Origin of the sequence: Kibdelosporangium banguiense (assembly GCF_017876405.1) — a bacterium.
In the GTDB taxonomy this organism is placed as follows: domain Bacteria; phylum Actinomycetota; class Actinomycetes; order Mycobacteriales; family Pseudonocardiaceae; genus Kibdelosporangium; species Kibdelosporangium banguiense.
Map to the genome: position 1 here is coordinate 11,442,916 of NZ_JAGINW010000001.1, position 17,480 is coordinate 11,460,395.

Annotated in this window: 14 protein-coding genes; 10 read left to right on the forward strand and 4 right to left on the reverse strand. The window is 64.1% G+C overall.

The genetic code is table 11. The features are described from left to right. Nucleotides 1-75: 75 nt before the first annotated feature. Both JOF56_RS51155 and JOF56_RS51160 read left to right on the forward strand, forming a co-directional pair. The gene (locus tag JOF56_RS51155) at nucleotides 76-5,292 is read left to right on the forward strand and encodes a caspase family protein (protein ID WP_209646689.1); all 5,217 of its coding nucleotides are present in this window, start codon (nucleotides 76-78) and stop codon (nucleotides 5,290-5,292) included. Further along, entirely contained in the window at nucleotides 5,289-6,119 is an 831-nt protein-coding gene (locus JOF56_RS51160; RefSeq protein ID WP_209646690.1) for a hypothetical protein, read from the forward strand. The genes JOF56_RS51155 and JOF56_RS51160 overlap by 4 nt, the downstream gene beginning before the upstream one ends. A gap of 13 nt (nucleotides 6,120-6,132) precedes the next feature. Here the strand turns inward: JOF56_RS51160 and JOF56_RS51165 are convergent, their stop codons facing one another. Together JOF56_RS51165 and JOF56_RS51170 are read right to left on the reverse strand one after the other, a co-directional pair. Further along, nucleotides 6,133-9,318, reverse strand: coding sequence for a S8 family serine peptidase (locus JOF56_RS51165; RefSeq protein WP_209646691.1), 3,186 nt, complete (start codon nucleotides 9,316-9,318; stop codon nucleotides 6,133-6,135). Between the two features lie 102 nt (nucleotides 9,319-9,420). Continuing rightward, nucleotides 9,421-10,272, reverse strand: coding sequence for an ESX secretion-associated protein EspG (locus tag JOF56_RS51170; protein ID WP_209646692.1), 852 nt, complete (start codon nucleotides 10,270-10,272; stop codon nucleotides 9,421-9,423). A gap of 113 nt (nucleotides 10,273-10,385) precedes the next feature. On the opposite strand from JOF56_RS51170, the gene JOF56_RS51175 reads away from it, so the two are divergent. Further along, on the forward strand, nucleotides 10,386-11,348 hold the full coding sequence (locus tag JOF56_RS51175) for a serine hydrolase (protein ID WP_209648984.1): 963 nt from the start codon (nucleotides 10,386-10,388) through the stop codon (nucleotides 11,346-11,348). Here the strand turns inward: JOF56_RS51175 and JOF56_RS51180 are convergent. Then, nucleotides 11,345-12,517: a serine hydrolase domain-containing protein gene (locus tag JOF56_RS51180; protein WP_209646693.1), complete on the reverse strand. Its 1,173-nt coding sequence runs from the start codon at nucleotides 12,515-12,517 to the stop codon at nucleotides 11,345-11,347. The two genes, JOF56_RS51175 and JOF56_RS51180, sit on opposite strands and share 4 nt — an antisense overlap. Before the next feature lie 140 nt (nucleotides 12,518-12,657). Between JOF56_RS51180 and JOF56_RS51185 the strand changes: the two genes are divergently transcribed. The 7 genes from JOF56_RS51185 to JOF56_RS51215 all read left to right on the forward strand — a co-directional run bounded on the left by JOF56_RS51185 (nucleotide 12,658) and on the right by JOF56_RS51215 (nucleotide 16,852). Then, nucleotides 12,658-12,903 carry a helix-turn-helix domain-containing protein gene (locus tag JOF56_RS51185; protein ID WP_209646694.1) on the forward strand — a complete coding sequence of 82 codons (246 nt, stop codon included), beginning with the start codon at nucleotides 12,658-12,660 and terminating at the stop codon, nucleotides 12,901-12,903. Between the two features lie 2 nt (nucleotides 12,904-12,905). After that, nucleotides 12,906-13,454 carry a Clp protease N-terminal domain-containing protein gene (locus JOF56_RS51190; RefSeq protein ID WP_209646695.1) on the forward strand — a complete coding sequence of 183 codons (549 nt, stop codon included), beginning with the start codon at nucleotides 12,906-12,908 and terminating at the stop codon, nucleotides 13,452-13,454. Between the two features lie 45 nt (nucleotides 13,455-13,499). Then, on the forward strand, nucleotides 13,500-14,030 hold the full coding sequence (locus JOF56_RS51195) for a TetR/AcrR family transcriptional regulator (protein WP_209646696.1): 531 nt from the start codon (nucleotides 13,500-13,502) through the stop codon (nucleotides 14,028-14,030). Nucleotides 14,031-14,143: 113 nt separating this feature from the next. After that, nucleotides 14,144-14,989: a helix-turn-helix domain-containing protein gene (locus JOF56_RS51200; RefSeq protein ID WP_209646697.1), complete on the forward strand. Its 846-nt coding sequence runs from the start codon at nucleotides 14,144-14,146 to the stop codon at nucleotides 14,987-14,989. A gap of 12 nt (nucleotides 14,990-15,001) precedes the next feature. After that, nucleotides 15,002-15,175: a DUF397 domain-containing protein gene (locus JOF56_RS51205; RefSeq protein ID WP_209646698.1), complete on the forward strand. Its 174-nt coding sequence runs from the start codon at nucleotides 15,002-15,004 to the stop codon at nucleotides 15,173-15,175. A 103-nt stretch (nucleotides 15,176-15,278) separates the two neighbouring features. After that, nucleotides 15,279-15,800 carry a general stress protein gene (locus JOF56_RS51210; protein ID WP_209646699.1) on the forward strand — a complete coding sequence of 174 codons (522 nt, stop codon included), beginning with the start codon at nucleotides 15,279-15,281 and terminating at the stop codon, nucleotides 15,798-15,800. 185 nt (nucleotides 15,801-15,985) lie between these two features. After that, nucleotides 15,986-16,852: an alpha/beta hydrolase gene (locus JOF56_RS51215; protein ID WP_209646700.1), complete on the forward strand. Its 867-nt coding sequence runs from the start codon at nucleotides 15,986-15,988 to the stop codon at nucleotides 16,850-16,852. Here JOF56_RS51215 and JOF56_RS51220 read toward each other — a convergent pair. After that, nucleotides 16,836-17,396: a TetR/AcrR family transcriptional regulator gene (locus tag JOF56_RS51220; protein WP_245378760.1), complete on the reverse strand. Its 561-nt coding sequence runs from the start codon at nucleotides 17,394-17,396 to the stop codon at nucleotides 16,836-16,838. The two genes, JOF56_RS51215 and JOF56_RS51220, sit on opposite strands and share 17 nt — an antisense overlap. Nucleotides 17,397-17,480: the final 84 nt, after the last annotated feature.

A 17,480-nucleotide genomic window follows, 5' to 3' on the forward strand; every position in this document is an offset into this window, starting at 1 on the left:
GCGGATGAGATTGACTGGCCACCCGGATCACCGTCGTGTTGACTGCTGTCGGTACGCGATGCCTTGGAGGTGGGCATGGCCGGCGGTACGACCAACAAATATGCCGAAGGACGTCGCATCTTTCTCGGCATGGCAGTCGACAGATATCGCGAACTGCCCGAGGACGGCCGTCTGGTCAGACCTTCTGTCGATGCGGCAAGCCTGGCCCAGTTGCTGTGCGCCTCGGGTTATGAGCACGCCCTCCCAGGAATGGGCAACTACTGGACATCCGAACACGTGCGGCTTTCCCTGAGCGAATGGTTGAAGGACACCAAACTCGGCGCCGACGACGTGGTTGTCTTCTACTTCGCCGGTCACGGCATGGTGGCCGACCGGGACCGGCACTACCTGATGTGCTGGAACAGCAACGAGGAAGATCCGGCGTCGACAGCACTGGCCACTGAAGACCTTGTTCGTATCCTTACTCGCACCGGGCTCAGAAATCTCCTGATAGTCCTCGACACCTGTTACGGCGGAGCCGGTGCGGCCGATGGCTCTCAGATCGTGCTCCGCACACTCGCCCGTCAGTTCAACGACAATGGGCCGGGCGGGGTATGGCTGTTGTCGTCATCACGAGCAAAAGACGAGGCCGGCGATGGCACGTTTGTCGATGTCCTGATTCCGGCCTTGACAGAGGTGCAAGAACGAACCGGCCAGCGCCAGCGCTATCTCGACCTGCTGGACGTGGTCGAAGAGGTGAACCGGCGCTTCCAGCGACAACAGGTACGTCAACGTGCGGAGATCGCGGCAGGCGTGGTCACCGGGCTGGCCCCGTTCCTGAAGAACGAGCGATACCGCAGCGATCTGCCCACCGAGGACACCGACCTCGAGCTTCAACGCCTGCTGTCCAAAAGAGATCTGCACGAACATTTCGGTCCGCGGTCCCGGGGTGTGGAATTCGACTCCGAACCTGGTCTGTACTTCCACGGCCGCGACGAAATCCTCGGTGAACTGGTGAGCTGGTTGACCGCACCGAACAAGGACGGCAAAGGCCGGGTCGTCACCGGAAGTCCCGGATGCGGGAAATCGGCCGTCCTCGGCCGAATCGTCGCGATGTCGGACCCGGAGTACCGCAGGCACCTCCTGCACGAACCTGCTCCGGCAGCGGCGGGCGTCACGGCGAAGCTGGTGGATGTCGCCGTCCACTCGCGGCACAAACTTCTACCCGAGATCGTTCACCAGATCGCGACCGACCTCGGACTGGACGTGGACGGCCCAGGCCAGCTGTTGCGCGACATCAGCGAACGCGCCCGGGCCCGCGGGTCGGTTGTAGTGGTCATCGACGCCTTGGACGAGGCCGGCTCGGGCACCGTGGCCGATGCGGGCGGCAAGGGCGAACCTCGTCGAATCGCACGAGAGCTGTTGCGCCCATTGTCCGAAGTCCCTGGTGTACGACTGATCGTGGGAACCCGGCGTGAGCTGGTCAGCAGCCTCGGCACGGCAATGCAGGTACTCGACCTCGACGACCGTAAATATCTCGGTGGCAAGGACATTGCGGGCTATGTGACCAAAGTTCTGTTGGCCAGCAACGAACCAGAAGTCGTCACGCCGTACCGCAACCGCCCAGACCTGGCGCGCCAGGTCGGTGAGGCGGTGGCCGGCCGCGCCGCGGGGGTCTTCCTCGTAGCCCGGATGACCGCACGTGGATTGCGTTCCGCCACCCACCCAATGGACATAGAAAAGCCCGGGTGGCAAGACGAACTCCCGAGCGAGATCGGCGAAGCATTCGAGGACTACCTCTCCTGGTTCGGCCCGGACGAAGACCGTGTCCGCGCAATGCTCACTCCCTTGGCCTTCGCCGAAGGCCAAGGCCTGCCCCGCGGCACGCTCTGGACCGGAATGTCCTCTGTCCTAGGTGGACGCCAATTCGGCGAGAACGACATAGACTGGTTGCTGGACAAAGCGGCGGCGTACATCGCAGAGGTCTCCGACCAAGATCGTTCGGTCTACCGCCTGTACCACCAAGCCCTCGCCGAACATCTACGCGCCGCCTACAGACCAGGCCAAGTACTCGCCCAGCGCCGAATAGTAGAAGCCCTTCTGGCAACGGTGCCCAGAACCGCCACTGGAGACCTCGACTGGCTGGCAGCACATCGATATCTGCATGCCCATCTCTCAACACACGCCGCTGCGGCCCGTTGCCTGGACAACTTGGTCGCCGACCCGAGCTTCCTCCTTGTCGCCGAACAACTAGCGCTACTTCGCGCGTTCCCTCAAGTGAAAACTGCGGATAGTCGGCAAGCCCGCAGTGCTTACGAACAGGTCGCACATCTGCTGGTGGCGGGTATGCCTCTGGGCGACCGCGCTGCGTATTTGCAGCTCTCCGCGCATCGATGCGGTGCCAAGGATCTTGCGGATCGGATCGACACACTGAAGATCACGATGCCGTGGCGCACCAGATGGGCATGGTGGTCGCCAACCGGAGTCCACCGTCAACTGATCGGCCACACAAAAGCGATCCGCGGCCTGGCAACAGGCGACATGGACGGCAGGCCCATCGTGCTGACAGGCGGCGACGACGGAACCGCACGGATCTGGGACCTGATAACCCAACGCCCAATCGGCGAACCGATCCGCCACGGAAGCCGATCAATCACAGCATTGGCCGTCGGCGAGATGGGCGACTACACAATCGCGGTCACAGGCGGCGACGACAGCAAGCTCCGCCTGTGGGACCTGTCCTCCGGCAGACCAATAGACAATCCCCTCGAAGGCCACACCAACGAGATCACCGCGATCGTCCTCTGCAATCCCCGCAACAGCAACAAAACACTCGCAATCAGCACCAGTCTGGATGGCACCGCGCGGGTGTGGGATCTCACCAGCGGGACTCAACTCGGCGAGCCGTTCACTGGGCACCGCAGGCCAGTGAAAGCCGTGGCGTGGACTGAGGTGGACGGACGAATCCTGGCGCTGACCGGTGGCGAGGATCACCAGGTCCAGCTGTGGGATGCGGAAACAAAACGTCCAGTAGGCCAATCACTGATCGGACACACAAAAGCCGTCACGGCTGTGGCATTGGCAGAGGTAAACGGACAGATTCTGGTGGTAACCGGAAGCGGAGACGGCACGCTCGGCCTGTGGGACCTAAGGTCTCGGCAGCAGGTCGGAGCGCCCCTCGTCGCTCACGAATTCGGCGTGCACGCTGTAGCCACAGGCGAAGTCGATGGTGTCCCCATCGCCGTAAGCTCCGGCCGCACATTCACTCGGGTGTGGAATCTCCAGACCCGACAGCAAATGGGTCAGCCGTTGGCCGGACAGGACGGACTGGTGCACTCCGTCCTCGTCGGATCTGTCGACCGCAGACCTGTAGCGATCACAGGTGGAACAGACCGGATCGCTCGGATCTGGGACCTGACAGCAGATCAGCCACTTAGCGGCCATACAGACTTTACGAATTGCGTGGCAATGCGAAAGGTCAAGGGCCGCTGCCTCGCCGCCACTGGAGGTAACGATACCACTGTCGTGCTGTGGGATCTCGACGCCGGCGGGTCGCAGGACGGCCCCCCCTTGTCTGGCCACCGGTCCGCAGTGACTGCTGTAACCCTGGGCGAGATAGACGGCAGACCCGCAGCAGTCACAGGAGATGAAGACGCAACGGTTCTTGTCTGGGACCTAATCACCAGAAGCCGGATTGGCCAAAAGTTGGTAGGGCACACCGGCCCAGTCGGCGCCGTCACGTTGTACCGCAGTGACGGCGCAGTTCGCCTGGCGACGGGAAGCAAAGACGGCACCGTCCGCCTTTGGGACCCAGTTACAGGAACATTGATATCTCCGCCGCTGGTCGGCCACAACGCAAACGTTGACATGCTCGCAGTGGAGATTGTGGAGAATCACCAACTAGTCATCGCTGCAGCGAAGCAGGGCCTTGCCACAGTTTGGAACCTCTCAACCCGTGAACCGCTGGAGATCCAGCAGCCAGATCCTGATCGATGGAGCGCACTGGACGTGGGCTGCATCGACAGAAAGGCTGTAGCGCTCTTTGTCGCAAGCGATAACACGTTATTGCTGTGGGACCTGCTCGCCGGACAAGCAATCGGTAATCGCATGACGGGTCATACCGACAGCGTCACCGTTGGCGTCCTGGGTGAACTAAATGGCGAACCAATCGCCACAACTGGAAGCACAGACGGAAATGTCATAACATGGAGTCTCAACAGCGGCCACCCTCTCGGACCGACACTCACCAGCATCTTTGACTACAGAAGCGGGCTATCATTAGCGACAGGGCCGACCTCCCAAGGAACCGCAGCGATCACAGTAGGACGCCAAATCAGACTGTGGTCGCTGACAGATTTCCAACAGGTCGGCGAAGCGCTACACGGCCACGAAAACTATACATTTTGCGTTACGCCCGCCCATAGCGGAGATCGCAAAACAATTGTCACAGCGGGACGCGACGGAACAGTCAGAGTGCACGACCTGAATTCCGGAAAACTGAACGGACCAACCCTAAATGGTCATGAAGTTTTTCTTGAAGGAGTAGAATATACAGAACTGAATGGACCCGTCGCCGTATCAGCAGGACAACTTGACTGCACCATCCGAATCTGGGACCTCACAACATACAGAGAGCGATTCCACTGGGCCTACAAACAAAATATGAGATTCGTTTACGATACTCAGCGAACACTGGCGATCTACGATCGAAACAAAAAACCAACCTTAACTATCGCCGCAGGCCCAGAAATACAAGTGTGGGATCTCGCTTCGCGATCACTACTTGCCGAATTGACCGGCCACACCGGCCGGGTCCGGTCAATAGTCGTGGGCCAGCTGAACGGAACGCCGGTCGCCCTTACCGGAAGCGTCGACTCAACGGCGCGACTATGGAACCTCGACACTCTCACCGCGTTGGACCCACCCCTCACCGGCCATGACGGCGAAGTAGTGGCCACTTGGGGACAACGCCTCGGCGAGGTTGTCGCCTTCACCGGCGATGGTGATGGTGTCGTGCGCGCATGGAATCCCGTCACCGGACAACTACTCGAGTCGAGTATTCCACCTGCACAGAAATGGATAGAATGCCTCAGCGGCGGAGAACTACATGGCCACCCCGTCCTCGCTATCGGCAGCGGCGATGGCACCATACGCCTCTGGTGCCAAACCACAAATCACATAATTGCCCAATTAGAGCTCAACACGACCCCACATGATGTCGTCATGTTTCCGGACGGCGATGTATGCGTAGCAACGGGAATGGGCGTCCTGACACTGAACATCCAGGACTGGATGAAGGAGACCCAGGGGTGAGCCGTGTGCTGCTCGTCCATGGCATCGGCCAGCAGTACAAAGGGCCCGAGTCCATGCTGACCGAATGCACACCTGCACTGCGCGACGGCGTCCGTTTCGCGGGTGGTGAGCTTGCGGTCGAGGACATCTCCGCAGCGTTCTATGGTGACCTCTTCCGCCCAGCTGGATCCCGATCAATCGGTTGGCCCGACTACGACTGGTCCGATGTGGACGAGACTTTCGAGGCGGATCTGTTGCTGGCGTGGTGGCAAGACAGCCAACCACAGCATCCGACCAGAGCCCGGACCCCGCAATGGATTCAGCGAGCGTTGTCCGTGCTCAGTGGCACGAGTTTCTTCGCCGGCCTTGGCGAACGCGCCATGGTCGGAAGCCTGAAGCAAGTACGCGCTTACTTCTGCGACCCAAACGTGCGGGCAAAGATCCGCGAGCGCGTCCAAGCGGCCATCGCACCCGAAACGAGAGTGGTAATCGGCCACTCGCTTGGCTCAGTCATCGCCTACGAAGCACTCAGCTCAAGTGCAAACACACCTGCCAAAGCGCTCATCACGCTCGGCTCACCACTAGGCGTTCGCCACCTGATATTCGACAGGCTCACACCAGCGCCACGCGACGGCGTCGGATGTTGGCCCAGCTCCATAGAGAGCTGGACCAACATCGCGGACCAAGGCGACGTCGTTGCCCTTACAAAGAATCTGGCTCCGCTGTTCGAGCGCTCTGTCGTCGATGTCCTGGTGCAGAACGGGGCGAAGGCGCATGACATCCGCCCCTATCTGACCGCCGCCGAGACTGGTTCGGCGGTTCTCAGCGGTTTGACCACCGAGAACTGAGCCGACGGACAGATCACTTCAGTGCGTACGCCCGGATAATGGTCTGGTCCACCGCGTTGCCGGCGGCGTCCTGGGTCCGGGCTTTCAGTGATACGTACTTCGCGCCTGCTGGGTGGTCGACGAGTGCCATCCAGCGTGAGCCGAACCGGCTTACGCCGGCTGGACGCCAGGTCTCACCGTCGTCATAGGACACCTGGATCGATGGCGTCTGCACGCCTTCGGTCGAGGTTGTGCCGTTGCGCTGCGCGTAGACCGGGATCATGAACGGTTTTCCGGCTGGTGCTCGGTTGTTGTCGTCCAGCAGGGGGGCGAAGCGGACCACGAGCAGTGGCAGCGGCGCGGGAGTGTTGCCTGCCACGGTTTCCGAGGCGAACGTCCAGGTGGTCTGGACCGCTGTGGACAGTTCGGCTATGCCACTGCGTTTTGTCGCGACGTCCAGCTTGTATGTGCCGCGGTCTGCGGGGATTTCGCCATCCCATGTGCCTGCCAGGTTGGACTGTCCGATGATTTTGCCGTCACGGCTGAGCGTCGTGCGTGCGCTGTCCACTTCGGAATAGCCGACGTGCGTCGAGGACTGGTCGGTGAACATGGGCAGGGCCACCTGCATGTAGTCACCGAGCCGACCGGCCCACCTGTCCGGCACCGGGTTGTCCGGCAGTGCGGGGCCGAACACCGCGAGGTTCCACCTCTCAGTGCGCTCTGTGCCCGCGGCGAACCTGCGCGGGCGGGCGGTGAACATCAGAGTCTCCTGGAAGAACTCTGCCATCCTCATCTGCGCGAACAGCATTCCCCACTCGAGTTCTGGCGAGAAGTACTCGGTCACCCGCAGCGGCATCGGACCGCCCGCCATATGGTCCCGGTAGCCCATCTTGTCCGGTGCCTGGGCCGCGGAGACCGTGTTCACTCGCCCCAACGAGCGGTCCTTGAACACGCGGTGCAGGTTGTCGGGTACCCGGCCGTCGTTCTCCCAGAAAACGTTGTACTGGTAGTCGCTGCCCTCGAATCCGCCCTTGCCGTCCGGCTCGGCGAGCCTGGCTTGGACCAGGAACCGGGCCGCACCGGGCAAGGATGTCCGCGACGGCACCCACAGCTGGCGTTCGAAGTCGACCCCGCCGAACCCTGCGTTCGTGTAACCCGAGGCGGTGTTGGCCTCCGCCAGCATAACGGTGTTGCCTGGCTGAGCGTTCGGGCGTTCCACGGCGATCGACACCTTGCGGCCCTGCCGGGCGTCCAGGGTGAGGTGGGTGTCCCGGTCGACGACCTGGGCCGGTTCCACGAACTGCGTGTTCCACCACGCGTCGAGCTGGGTAATGACCTGCGAGTCGAAGAAGTACCGCCCCTTGGGCAGCCGCCGGACGACTTCGCCTGCCGCGATCTCGCTGACGTCCAGAGGCTGGTCGAGACCATTGAATCCATAGTAGAAGTACTGCGACGGCTGTCCACTGTGGTCGATTGCAGTGAGCTTGACGTCGTAGCTCTCGACCTCCTTGGTGAAGGACAGCGCCGTCCGCACCGACACGCCGTTCCCAGTGGCGACAACGACACCGGTGTAACGGCCGTCCGGCGAGTCCAGCGAAGTGATTGTCGTGACGGCGATCTCGGCCATGCCACCTGCGGGCACAGTGACCGCTGACGGCGACGCGGTCACCATTCCGGCGGGAGCGGGGCCGTTCGGGCTCCGGACGTCCGCGGTGATCTGCAGATTCAACGGGGTGTCACCGGAGTTGGTGTAGGTCAGCTTGCGCACGATCGGCGCATCGTCGTTGTGCGGCCACTTCGCGGTGCCAAGGGCGAAACCGGTCGGCGACGCGGTCACGTTCTGCCGGGACGCGCGGGCCACATCCAGCCGGCCGGTGCCCTGATAATGAGTACTCACTGCGGGATTGGGCTTGGCGCTGCCGACGAGCGCCGCCTTGAGCTGCTCTGCCGTCCACTTTGGATGCTGTCCGGCGAGGATCGCCGCGGCGCCTGCCACGTGCGGGGTCGCCATGGAAGTGCCGGACAAGGCGACATGCCGGTCTCCCACAGGGGTTCCGACCCAGCCATTGGCCGCCTTCGCAGCCACGATGCCCACACCCGGCGCGGTGATGTCGGGCTTGATCGCACCGTCACCGAGCCTGGGGCCGCGCGAGGACGACTCGGCGAGCGCGTCGGCACGGTCGACAGAGCCGACCGTCAGCGCGGCGTCGGCTGCGGCTGGGCTGCCGATCGTGCCCTCCGACGGGCCTTTGTTGCCCGCCGCCACGACGAACAGCGCGCCGGTGTCGGCGGTGAGCCGGTTGAGCGCCTGCGAGATCGGGTCTGTCCCGTCACTCGGCTGATTGGAGCCGAGGCTCATGTTCACGACGTCGGCGCCCGAGGCCGCCGCCCACTCCATGCCCGCGATGATCTGCGACTCGGCCCCGTAGCCGGCGTCGTCGAGCACCTTGCCGTTGAGCAGTTTTGCGTCCGGTGCGACGCCCTTGTACTGGCCGGAGCCGGTGATCGTGGCGGCGACGTGGGTGCCGTGGCCAACGAGGTCATCGGTGGTGTCGCTGGAGGTGAAGTTCCGCGAGTCGACGACGGCGTCCGCCAAGTCCGGGTGGGTGCTGTCGACGCCGGTGTCGAGCACGGCCACCTTGGTACCCGCGCCGGTGTGCCCGGCCTGCCACGCATCAGGCGCGCCGACCTGCGGCACGCTCCGGTCGAGCGTCGCCTTGACGGCCCCGTCCAGCCACACCTTCGTCACGCCCGCGGACCGCGCGCCCGACAGGAACGGCTTTCCCTTCTCAGCCTTGACAGCGACACCGTTCACGCTCGGTAGCGCGCGCCCGGCGATCCGGGCGTTACTGGACGTGACGATCAGCGGCGTCACCTTCGTCGACGCGTCGTCAAATCTGTCGCGAATCAGGGCGCTCACGGCGAACAGTCGCTTGTCGAGCCGTCCTGCCGCGATGTCGCCCTGCACATCTACCGGTACGACGTGCAGGTCACCCCGTGCGTCGGTACGCATCGAGAACGAAATACCGGCCCGACCCGGGCCGGGCTGGACTTGCGCCTGGCCAGAGCGGACAGTCACTCGATCCCCGGTCACCAGCGTGACCTGGCCGTCTGGGCCCTTGGCCGCCGCACGTGGTTCGGCAACCGCTGATAACGGGGTCTGCGGGACTACCATCACCGCCGCGCCCACAAGCACGGCAACGAGCAGTCTGCGTTTCATGCACTCTCCCCAGTCGCGCGGCAGTGCTTGATCGACTGCCACTTGTCGCCGGTAACGACATGCGCGGCGTGCGCTGGGGTTGCATCAAGTAAGCAAACGGACCTATCGAGTGAAGGCTGGCTGTTGCTGATTGAAGCGGGCGAGTTCGCTCATCAGGTGACCGTCGAGGGTCAGCAGGGTGCGCTCGATGCATTCGACGAGCATCTTGCCGCTGGCGGGTTCGACGGTTGTCCAGTCGCGGCCGTCGTTGGCGCGGTATTCCTCGATGAGGTAGCGCCCGTTGGGCGAGTCGAAGAAGCCGACCAGCTCGTCGTCGCGGACCGAGTAGCCCATGTGGTCGATCACGGCAGCGGTGAACTCGCCGCGGTCTCCGGCTCCGTAGATCGTCTCGGCCAGCCAGTTCGCCTCTTCGGAGCCGATTCGGGGGGCGCGTGCCGGAGTGTGGTCGCCGGGGCCTGAGATCGAGCGGTAGCGGGCGTCGGCGATGACCTCGTTGGGCAGTGACACCGTGCAGCCGGGGCCCGGGTTGGATTCGAGCAGGAGCGAGACTGGGGCGCGAGCCAGGTCCTCGGCGCGGATGGCGTGGACGTTGACGTAGCCACCGACATACACACCGAATGCCGCCTGGTCGCCGACGGACGCGGCGTAGGCGCGCACGGGACCGCCGAGCCATAGGCGTGCGCCGACTGCGCGGCGCGGACGGGCCAGGATGTTGAGCAACGAGACGAGCCGCGGGTGTGGTGCGGCGGCGTCGGCGAGGCCGGCACGTTGCAGCTCAGCCCATGCCTTGGAGACGACACCGTTGCGGTCGTCGTTGGGACCGAATCGGGACACAGTCAGCGTCTCAGGCATGTCAGGCAGGCCCAAGTACTCCCATAACACCTGGTAGGCCAGGTCGGAGATCGTGAAGACCGCTCCGGGTGTCGCCGCGGTTCTGCTTCTTGCGGTTTTCATGCACACCCCTCCCATCTGTCTTGCTATACGTAGCCCGCACCCGGTTCGGTTCACCCATTCGTGGTTTGATCTTTGCCATGGGGTACAGACTCAACAGGCGAGCAGCCTTCGGTTTGGGGACCGCAGTGGCTGCAGGCACAGTTCTCGCGGGCTCTCCCGCGCTCGCGCAGGAAACCGACATCGAGGCCAGCCCGGCCACACCGGACCGGGTCAGGCAGAAGGTCAAGCGCGTCTACGACAAGTTGGCCGGCGAGGCCGGCGGCATCTGGAACTCGTACATCAGCGTCGCCGGTGAAGCAGCCGTCGACGTGGCGTCCGACGAGATCGTCGAGGCCTACAGCGTGAACAAGGTCGCTGTCGCGGTCACGCTGATGGACAAGATCGACCGTGGCCTGCTCACGCTGGATCAGCAGGTCCAGGTCCCGGCCAGCATCGTCGTGCCGGGTGGCGACGGCATCATCATCCTGGACAAGGCGTACCCGAGCGCGTTCACGCTCGGACACGTCCTGTCACTGTTCCTTACCGTTTCGGATGACACGTGCGTCCGGCTGGTGGGACTCGTGGTTCCGGCCGCGGAGATCAACCAGATCCTCGTGACCAAGGGTTTCCCCAAGACCCAGGTCACGCCGGTGGCCAACCCGAACCGCTACTTCCTCGGCAAGACCACGCCGCGGGAAACGCACGACCTGCTGCAGGCGCTGGTCGCAGGCACGCTGCTGAGCCCGGCGTCCACGGACTACCTGCTCGGCATCCTGCGCTCGCCGGTGGCGTTCACGGACGGTATCCGCCGTGAGATGTCTTCGGCCGATCGGGCGAGGATCGTCACGAAGGCCGGCTGGCTCAACGACGGCCGCAACGAAGCGGGAATCATGTTCGACTCGACGGGCAAGCCGGTGCTGACCTACTCGATGTTCGCACACGGCCAGGCCAGCCCGGAGGACTTCGGTGCCACGCACCCGGTCCGCCAGGCCAACGCCAAGATGGGCCCGAAGTTCCTGCGCGCGGTCGACAAGATCGCGGGCACCGGAGCCCGGGCGTTCCGGGCACCGGCACGTCAGCAGTACAACGGCAACTAGAGACAACGATAGAGGGCAGCGACCACTGTGGACACACGGAGGTCGTGGCCCTCCAGCAGTTCCGAGCCCCGGTTCGGGACGTAGCCGAACGCGATGCCGTGGTCGGGGTCGGCGAACGCGAACGAACCCGTCGCCCCGCCATGGCCGAACGCGCCCGGCCCTGCCGGCTCCGGGAACAGCGGCCCGCCGGGAAGCATGAATCCCAGCCCGATCCGGGTATGCACGCGCAGCACGCGGTCCATTCCGGACGAATGTTCCCGCCACGCCTGCTCCATTGTGGACCGGCTGACCATGCCCTCGATCAACGCGGCATACAGCCCGGCAAGTCCGTGCGCACTGGCGACACCGTCGGTGGACGGACCCTCGACCTGCACGAACCTGGGATCGTCGGCGGATTCCCAGCCGATCGCCATACTGCCGTACATCGCCCGGTAGGTCAGGGATTCCGGGTCGTTGAGCCCTTCGTAGAGGCCGCGCAGCTCGGGCACGTTCATGCCAAGTTGGACCGACTCGGGGTCGTCCGGCACGACCAGGCTCGCCAGCCTGGGCAGCTCGGAGGACGGCAGTCCGATGTAGGCATCGAGGCCGAGCGGGCCGGCGACCTCCTTGGCGAAGAACTTGCCCACGGTCAGACCGGTGATCCGCTGGATCACCGCGCTTAACGCGTGGCCGATCGTGACGCCGTGGTAGCCGTGGTCGGTGCCCGGCTCCCATTCGGGACGCGCGGCCGCGATCGCCTCGAAGATCGGCGTGCCCTTGAGCAGGCCTTCGTAGGTCATCGGGCTGTGCGCCAGGCTCGGGATTCCGGCGCGATGGCTCATCAGGGTGCGCAGTGTGATGTCACCTTTGCCTTCGGCGGCGAATTCCGGCCAGTAGTGGGCGATCCGGTCGTCCAGACCGATCTCGCCCCGGTCGGCGAGCACGAGCATTGCCGTGACCGCAAGGGTTTTGGTGACGGAGGCGATCGGCGCGAGAGTGTTCTGCCGCCAAGGTTCGCCGCCCGGCTCAGAATTCCGGTCCGGACGGGCGGGCCCGCCCCAGAGGTCGACCACTGGGCTGCCGTACTGGAAGACAGCGAGGCCTGCGCCTACTTCGCCGTGGTTGGTGAAGTTCTCCTCGAACGCGGCCTGGACCTGGGCAAACCTGGGGTCTGCCGTGCCGTTGATCATGACAATCCTCTCCCTACCTACCGGTCGGTCGGGTCGGTAGAGCGCCAGCCTACCTACCGGTCGGTCGGGCGTCACGCGCCCCCTGCTCGCGTGTCAGGACATCTTGACAAGGATCTGCGTGTCAGGAGATCCTGACAGCCGTGAGTGCTGAGGATTCAACGGTCGGCGAGCTGGCCGCGCGAGTGACCGACAAGGACCCTGCCGTCGGGCTGCAAGCCGTTGCCGCGCTGCGCCGGCTGCTGGACGAACTGGAACGCCTGCACGTGGACAACGCCCGCCGTCAAGGCTGGACATGGCAGAACATCGCATCAGAACTGCAGGTCAGCAGGCAGACCGTGCACGAGAAACACGCGACCCGACGCAAACTGACCGGCAAGGAGAACTAACCGTGTTGGAACGACTCACCGAACAGGCCAAGCAGGCGGTCACCGCATCCGAGGACGCGGCCCTCGCCATGGGGCACGACTCCATCGGCACCGAGCACCTACTGCTCGGGCTGACCAGCACCCCGGGTATGGCCAGCGAACTGCTCCGCGAGCACGGCATCGAGTCGCAGCAGGTGCGCGAGGAGACCATCCGCCTGCTGGCCGAGAAGGGGGTCCCCGCGACCGGGAGCCAGGCGGCCAAGGACGCCTTGTCCTCGATCGGTATCGATGTTGCCGAAATCCAGCGTCGAGCCGACGACAACTTCGGTCCCGGCGCCTTCCGTTTCCCTCGGCCAGGCTTCACCTTCACTCCACGAACCAAGGTCATATTCGATCGGACCGCACAGGAGGCGCAGGCCCTCGGGCACCAGCACATCGACACCGGGCACCTGCTACTCGGCCTGCTCGCCGAACGCGAAGGGGTCGCGATTCACGTCCTGAGCAGATTGGGAGCACAGACCCCAGCGTTGCACCAGACCGTCCTCGCTCGCGTCACCCAGCAAGCCTCGTAGCGCTCGCCACCTACCTACCGGTCGGGCGGGTGGTAGGTTGGCGCGGTGAGTGGGGATACGCGCGACCGGATTCTTCAGGCGGCGAGGGATCTGTTCACGGCGCGGACCTATGGAGCCACGTCGATGCGGGAGATCGCCGAGCGCGTGGGGATCACGAAACCCTCGATGTACCACCATTTCAGCAACAAGGCGGAGATCCTCGACAGCCTGGTGCGCCCGCCGATCGACGAACTGCACGACGTGCTGCTGAACCCGGCGACACCGAAGGACGTGCTCAGCGGTTGCATCACGGTGATGTTGAAGCACCGCGAGACGATGACGTTGCTGCTGCGGGACGCCTCGGTCTACGGCGAGGAAAGCACGAAGACGATGACGGAGATGCTCGACATCGTCAACCAGGCCACCGAACTGCTCGCGCCGCCGAAGCCTGACTGGCAGGACCGGCTGCGTGCGGCCCAGGCGTTCGCCGCCGCCACTGATCCGATCAGCTTCTTCCCGAATGTCCCCCAAAAGGAGCTGCACGACGCGTTGCTCGACGGCGCGTTGGCGCTCCTGAGCGCCAGGCGTGACGACTAGGCCATGTGGGTAACACCCGATCCGGTGAGTCGCGGGTGAAGTCGTGAATGCAGTGTGACCAGGCGCTGTGCTGAGAATGTCAACTGTCAGAGGGGGCATTTAGTGTCGGCGACGTGCCCCCAGGACAGCGTGCAATTCCGAACCTAGCCGGTCGCCAGCTGGCTCGGAATCTCAAGGAACTCCGGATCAAGGCCAAGTTGAGCCAGATGGAGGCCGGCGACAAACTGTGGATGGACCACGGCAAGCTCAGCCGTATCGAGACAGGCCAGATTCCCGAGGTCTCGCTACTCAGAGAGATGCTGGATCTCTACGGGGTCATCGTGAACGACTGGGAACCGATGCTCAACCTGTGGAAGAGGGCGAGGCAGAGGGGTTGGTGGCGAGATTTCGGCATCGACAACCGAGGGTACGTGGCGCTGGAACACGACGCCTGCCTGGTCCAGAACTTCCAACTGGACCTCATTCCAGGACTGCTGCAGACAGAGGCATACATGCGAATGCTCCTGACCAAGGGAACCAGGAGAGGCCATTCAAAGGAATGGCTCACCAAACAAATCACAGTCCGGCTCCGGCGAGCCAAGCGACTCGGCGGCGACGACCCCCTGAAGCTGCACGCGGTGGTGGATGAGCGCTGCCTGCGGATGAATTTCGGCCGAAAGATCATGGTAGAGCAGCTGAAATTGGTACTGGAGCGAGCGGCACTGCCGAATGTGACAGTTCAGATAGTGCCTGTCGACCGTGGTCCATATGTGGGCTGGAACGGGTCATTCGTGGTTCTCGACTATTCCGATCCCAACGAAAGGTCGATCGCGTACATCCCACATGCGGCCGGAGCAGCACACTTGGATGACCTGGAGGCGGTCCAGGACTGTAGGCTCGACTTCGAGCACATCGCCAAGATGGCGCTCAGCCCGGAGGACTCGCGGGCGTTCACCGAGGAGGTGATCGCCCAGTTGTGACGAAAGGCCACCATGGGGCCGGTTTGGCGTAGGAGCAGCTTCAGCGGCGCAGGCGGCAACGACGATTGTGTGGAGGTGTCCTTGACCTCCTCCCCTGTCGTCGCTGTGCGTGACTCCAAGAACCCTGGGCCTACTCTCCGCGTACCTCCCCCTGCCTGGGACAACTTCCTCCGGGGTCTTTTCTGAGAGGCTCCTGATAGGTCGCTGTGGGTATCCGGCAATGGGCACAACTCGCGACCACCTCACGTTCAATGGGATGTAAGGACCACACACCCCAGAGGTGAGGAAGATGACCACAGCCTTTCGTCCCACCAACGCCATCCCTTCGTTGCCGACGATGCCGCAAGGTTGGCCGATCGGCTCTTACGACACGTACGAAGAGGCCCAGCGGGCCGTCGACTACCTGGCGGACGCGAAGTTCCCGGTTCAGGACGTCACCATCGTCGGTGTCGAGCCGCTCCTGGTCGAGCGCGTCGCCGGACGGCTGAGCTGGGGCCGCGTGCTGGGCACGGGTGCCGCCAGCGGCGCCTGGTTCGGCCTTTTTGTCGGCCTGCTGCTCGGCTTTTTCACGCCGGGCTTCGCGTGGGGACCGATCCTGACCGGCCTGGTCGCCGGTACGGTCTTCGGCATGGTGTTCGCGGCCATGAACTACAGCGCCACTCGTGGCCGCCGTGACTTCGTGTCGCACAGCCAGATCGTCGCCCGCCGCTACGACGTGTTGTGCCAGCCGCGGCAGGCCGAAGCGGCCCGCAACCTGCTGGCCAAGCTGTCGATCGGCATGCCGGCCACGCAGGCAGCCGCACAAGCCTGACAAATCCGACCCAGAAAAGCGGGCCCGACCGGGCCCGCTTTTCTGTGCTATCATTTTGCCAGAGCCAGGGGTGGCTTACCGAGTCTTTTCACTCACATTCACCGGAACACCCTTTCAGGTCTGATTTATCGCCCAAAAGCGCGGGTCCAGCCGTTGTGTGCCGTCATTTCGGCATACTCGACGCCATGGTTCCTACTTACGTTTTCGTGCATGGTTCAGCCGGTAACGCGGGCATCTGGGCGGCAATGCAGCGAGAAATGGCATTGCGTGGCCACCGGACGCTCGCGGTCGATCTTCCCGGCCGTGGCGCGGGATTCTCCATGGCCTACCAAACGCAGGACCTTGCCGCATTCGCAGCCGAACCGTCGCCATTGGCAGGCGTGACCGGACCGGAAACCGTGCAGAGCGTGGTCGACGTTGTCCGCAGGGTGCATGAGCACGGGCCGGTGATCCTCGTCGGGCACAGCCTCGGGGGCCTCGCGATCACCGGCGCGGGCAACGAAGTCCCCGACCTGATCGACCACATCGTCTACATCGCCGCCCACATCCCCGTAACCAAACCCGCGGCCGGATATCTCTCCGCCCCCGAATGGGGAACCAGCGAACTCTTCCCGGCGACAAAGCCGATCATCATGGGCAACCCGGCCGAACTCGGCTACATCCGCCTCAACTGGCGAACCACCGACCGGGCCGTGATCGAGCGCCTGAAGTCCGCCCTCGGCGTGCCCGACGACGAACTCTTCGTCCAGATCCTCAACGGCATGCAACCCGACGAGGTCTTCTGGCAAACCAACCCGACCTTCGCCTTCACCGCCGGCAAAGACACCTGGGGCCGCATCCCCCGCACCTACATCCGCCTGACCGAGGACCGCAGCATGCCGCCCGCCGTCCAGGACATGTACATCAAGGAAGCCGACGCCCTCACCCCGGACAACCCGTTCGAGGTGTATTCAGCGTCCGGTGGCCACGGCACATTCCTGGGCCGTACCGAGGAAGTCGCCGCCATTCTGTCCACATTCGACCGAAGCCCGTCGGTCATCCACAAGGGCTGAGGCCTGCCACCACCACACCGAACAGCCGGCGAACGGTATCGGCCTGGTCCGGGCCATGCTCGGTGGCCAGCAGGATTCCGACGATCAGCGTGAGCAGGTCGGCGGTCGTCAGGCCAGGAGCCACGGTCCCGGCCTGCACGGCGCGCTCCAGCAGAGGATCGCCTGCTTCGGCGAGCTTCGCTGTGCAGGCGTTCGGATGTCCCCGCTCGACCGGCTCGTCCAGCACCAGGGCAGCCGCCAGGCCACGTGCCTCGATCGCGTAGTCGGCAACCGCGACAAGCCATTCCAGCAAGGCCGCCCGCGCGTCCGGCGCCTCCGTCAGCTCCCGGGCACTGTCGCACAGGGCCTCGATCCGCTCACGGAAAACCGCCTGCAGCAAGGCGACCCGAGTCGGAAAGTGCCGTCGCACGGTTGCCGAGCCGACTCCGACCGTGCGGGCGATCTGCTCGAGGGACGCGTTGACGCCGTGCGCGGCAACCTCCTGTTCGGCGGCGGCCAGGATGCGCGAGTAGTTGCGCCGAGCGTCCGCGCGCTGAGCCGTCATCACGTGACCTCCTTGCCAAGTGGCGGGGACCGCCATATCGTAGCGAACGTAAATGGCGGGCCCCGCCACTTAAGCCAAGGAGCG